Source organism: Mitsuaria sp. TWR114, from assembly GCF_007997345.1.
This window is the reverse complement of record NZ_VOSR01000319.1, coordinates 1-4,124: the sequence shown is the minus strand read 5'-3', so window position 1 is coordinate 4,124 and position 4,124 is coordinate 1. Positions and strand designations below refer to the sequence as shown.

The window sequence follows — 4,124 nt, the reverse complement described above, 5'->3', positions numbered from 1 at the left end:
GCCGCATCCTGGGCGAGGTGATCCGGGAGCAGGAGGGCCGCGAGGCCTACGAACTGGTGGAGCGCGTGCGGCAGCTGTCGGTGGCCTTCCGCCTGAAGCGGGATGCGCAGGCCGGCAAGCAGATGGACAAGCTGCTCAAGAGCCTCTCGGGCGAGCAGACGGTCAGCGTGATCCGCGCCTTCAGCTACTTCTCCCACCTGGCCAACATCGCCGAGGACCGCCACCACGTGCGTCGCCGCGAGGTGCACGACCGCGACGGCTCGCTGCAGCCCGGCTCGCTCGCCTATGCGCTGGAGCGGCTCTTCGACGCCGGCGTGCGGCCGGCCGAAGTGGCCAGGACGCTGGAGAACGGCTTCGTGTCGCCGGTGCTGACGGCCCATCCGACCGAGGTGCAGCGCAAGAGCATCCTGGACGCCGAGCGGGCGATCGCCGAGCTGGTCGGCGCCCGCGACCGGCTGCACACCGAGCGCGAGAAGGCCGCCAACGAGCACCTGATCCGTGCCCGCGTCACGCAGCTGTGGCAGACGCGCATGCTGCGCTACTCGAAGCTGACCGTCGCCGACGAGATCGAGAACGCGCTGAGCTACTACCACGCAACCTTCCTGCGCGAGATCCCCAAGCTCTACACCGAGCTCGAGGAGGCGCTGCCCGGCGAGGACGTGGCGCCCTTCCTGCGCATGGGCCAGTGGATCGGCGGCGATCGCGACGGCAATCCCAATGTCACCGCCGAGACCATGCGGCTGGCGCTGCGCCGCCAGAGCGAGCTGGCGCTGCGCCACTACCTGACCGAGCTGCACGAGCTGGGCGCGGAGCTGTCGATCTCGCTGCGGCTGGCGGGCGTGACGCCGGCGATGCAGGCGCTGGCCGAGCGCAGCCCCGACCAGAACGAGCACCGCATGGACGAGCCCTACCGGCGCGCGCTGACCGGCATGTATGCGCGGCTGGCCGCGACGCTGCAGGCCTTGACCGGCACCGAGGCGCTGCGCCACGCGGTCGCGCCGCAGGACCCGTACCTGACACCCGAGGACCTGCTGGCGGACCTGCGCGTGATCCAGTCCTCGCTGGAAAGCCACCATGCCCATGCGCTGATCGCGCCGCGGCTCAAGCCGCTGATGCGGGCGGTGCAGGTCTTCGGCTTCCACCTGGCCACCCTGGACCTGCGCCAGAGCAGCGACCAGCATGAGCTCACCGTCGTCGAGCTGCTCAAGACCGCGCGCGTCTGCGAGGACTATTCGGCGCTGGGCGAGATGGAGCGCCGCGCGCTGCTGGTGGACCTGCTCAACCAGACGCGCCCGCTGCGCGTGCTGGGCGCCGACTACAGCGAGCGCACCCTGGGCGAGCTGGCGATCTTCGAGACGGCGCGCGAGTCGCTCAAGCGCTTCGGCCGCGAGGCCCTGCGCCACTACATCATTTCGCACACCGAGGACGTCAGCGACCTGCTCGAGGTGCAGCTGCTGCTCAAGGAAGTCGGGCTGCTGCGCGGCACGCTGGATGGCGAGGCGGTCAGCGACCTGATCGTCGTGCCGCTGTTCGAGACCATCGCCGACCTGCGCAACGCGCCCGGCATCATGCGCGGCTTCTACGAGCTGCCCGGCATGGCGGCGCTGGTGCGCCGCTCCGGCGGCGAGCAGGACATCATGCTGGGCTACTCCGACTCCAACAAGGATGGCGGCGTCTTCACCAGCAGCTGGGAGCTGTACCGCGCCGAGATCGCGCTGGTGCAGCTGTTCGACGAGCTGCGCGCCCAGGGGCCGCTGACGCTGCGCCTGTTCCATGGCCGCGGCGGCACGGTGGGTCGCGGCGGCGGCCCGAGCTACCAGGCCATCCTGGCCCAGCCGCCCGGCACGGTGAACGGCCAGATCCGCCTGACCGAGCAAGGCGAGGTCATCAACTCCAAGTACGCCAATCCGGAAATCGGCCGGCGCAACCTGGAGACGCTGGTCGCCGCCACGCTGGAGGCCACGCTGCTGCATCCGACCAAGCCGGCGCCCAAGGCCTTCATGGACGCGGCGCAGGCGCTGTCCGACAGCAGCTTCGCGGCCTACCGCGGCCTGGTCTACGACACGCCGGGCTTTGCCGACTTCTTCTTCGCGACGACCCCGATCCGCGAGATCGCCGAACTCAACATCGGCTCGCGGCCGGCGTCGCGCAAGGCGACCCGCGCGATCGAGGACCTGCGCGCCATTCCCTGGGGCTTCAGCTGGGGCCAGTCGCGCATCACGCTGCCGGGATGGTGCGGCTTCGGCTCGGGCATCCAGGAGTTCCTGGGCAAGGACAAGGCGGGCCGCGACGAGAAGCTCGCGCTGCTCAAGCGCATGTACAAGCAGTGGCCCTTCTTCCGCACCCTGCTGTCCAACCTGGACATGGTGCTGGCCAAGGCCGACCTGGACATCGCCCGCCGCTACCTGGAGCTGGTGGAGGACAAGCGCCTGGGCAAGAAGATCTTCGGCGCGATCGAGACCGAGTTCGCCCGCACCGAGGCGGCGCTGGCGCTGATCACCGGCGAGAACGACCGGCTCGCGGCCAACCCGGCGCTGGCGCGCTCCATTGAGCACCGCTTCCCCTACATCGATCCGCTGAACCACCTGCAGGTCGAGCTGATGCGCCGCTACCGCGCCATCCCGGCCGAGAAGCGCGCCGAGGACCCGCGGCTGGAACGCGTGCAGCGCGGCATCCACCTGTCGATCAACGGCATCGCGGCGGGGCTGCGCAACACCGGCTGAGGATCGCCTCAGCGCTGGCCGGCGAGCGCCTCCCGCACCGCGGCGACCTGGCGGCGCGACACGGCCAGCCATTCGTTGACGTGGGCGATGCGCACCGCCCAGCCGAGTTCGCCGCCGTTGTCGCCGTCGCCATCCGCCGGCCCGTCGGTGGGCACGTGGCGCTCGAGCTCGCGGACCGCCGCCTTCGCGACCAGCGCATTGCGGTGCACGCGCAGGAAGCGGTCGCCCAGGCGCTGCTCCAGCTCGCTCAGGGACCCGTCCATCACATGGCTCTGCGTGGCGGTGCGCAGCGTCAGGTACTTGAGCTCGGCCTTGAAGTAGAGGACCTCGGCCAGCGGCACCCGCAGCAGGCGGCCGCGTTCGGTGATGTTGATGACGGGCGCCTCGGCGGCCGGCGTCGCGCCCGGGCCGTGCGGCGCGCCCGCCTCGCGCGCCTTCGCGGCCGCGCGTTCGTCCAGGCGCTGCGCCGCCCGCGCGAGGCTGGCCTGCAGCCGCTCGCGCCGCACCGGTTTGGTCAGGTAGTCCAGCGCCTCCAGCTCGAAGGCCTGCAGCGCGTGCTGCGCATGGGCCGTCACGAACACGATCGCCGGCGCGAATGGCCGGCCGCGCAGCGCCTGCGCCAGGCCCAGGCCGTCCAGGCCCGGCATCTGCACGTCGAGCAGGATCAGGTCGCAGGCATGGTCCTTGAGCCAGGCCAGCGCCTGCTCGCCGCTGCCGGCCTCGGCGGCGACCTCGGCGCGCGGCTCCTCGTTGGCCTCGACCAGGCCCCGCAGCCGCAGCCGCGCCAGCGGCTCGTCATCGACGATCAAGACCCTCAGCGGCGGATGCGTCAGCATGTCTTCCTTCCCTGTCCTCGTTCCCGTTCCGGTTCAGCTCCGGTCGTGTGATCGCTTCAGCGCGGCATCACGATGCGCACGACGAAGCGGCCCTCGCCCGGCCCGGCCTCCAGCCGCGCCGCCACGTCGTGCATCAGGCGCAGCCGCTGCCGCACGTTGCGCAGCGCCAGGCCATGCCCCTGGGCGCGCGAGGGCAGCCCGACGGTGTTGACGACGCGGATCTCGACCTCGCCACCGCGGGCGCGGGTCACGATGTCGACGTCGCCGCCCAGGTCGTTGGGCTCGATGCCGTGGCGCACCGCGTTCTCCACCAGCGGCTGCAGCAGCAGCGGCGGCACGCGCGCGTCGGCCGCATGCGGATCGAGCTGCCAGCGCACGCGCAGGCGATCACCGAAACGCAGCTGCTCGATCGCGAGGTAGCGCCGCGCCAGCTCGACCTCCTGGTCCAGGCGCACGCCCTCGGCCGTCGGGCCGGCGTCCGCCAGCGCGACGCGGAACAGCTCGGCCAGGTCCTCCAGCACCTCCTCGGCGCGGTTGGGATCGACGCGCACCAGCGCGATCGCCG

At 71.6% G+C, this 4,124-nt stretch carries 3 protein-coding genes; 1 reads left to right on the top strand and 2 read right to left on the bottom strand.

Annotation, left to right across the window (positions count from 1 at the left end; all coding sequences use genetic code 11):
* Window positions 1-2,723: phosphoenolpyruvate carboxylase (ppc, locus tag FUT87_RS13020; RefSeq protein ID WP_255511807.1), on the top strand; the 2,723-nt coding region annotated here is incomplete at its 5' end.
* Window positions 2,724-2,731: 8 nt separating this feature from the next.
* On the opposite strand, the gene FUT87_RS13015 is transcribed toward ppc, so the two are convergent.
* Window positions 2,732-3,559, bottom strand: a complete 828-nt coding sequence (locus FUT87_RS13015) for a LytTR family DNA-binding domain-containing protein (RefSeq protein ID WP_147241290.1) — start codon at window positions 3,557-3,559, stop codon at window positions 2,732-2,734.
* A 56-nt stretch (window positions 3,560-3,615) separates the two neighbouring features.
* The coding region (locus tag FUT87_RS13010; RefSeq protein WP_186830514.1) for a sensor histidine kinase at window positions 3,616-4,124 on the bottom strand (509 nt) is incomplete at its 5' end.

Excerpts from the sequence above, each read along its gene's own strand:
- FUT87_RS13015 (WP_147241290.1), bottom strand. The coding sequence starts at position 3,559 with ATGCTGACGCATCCGCCGCTGAGGGTCTTGATCGTCGATGACGAGCCG.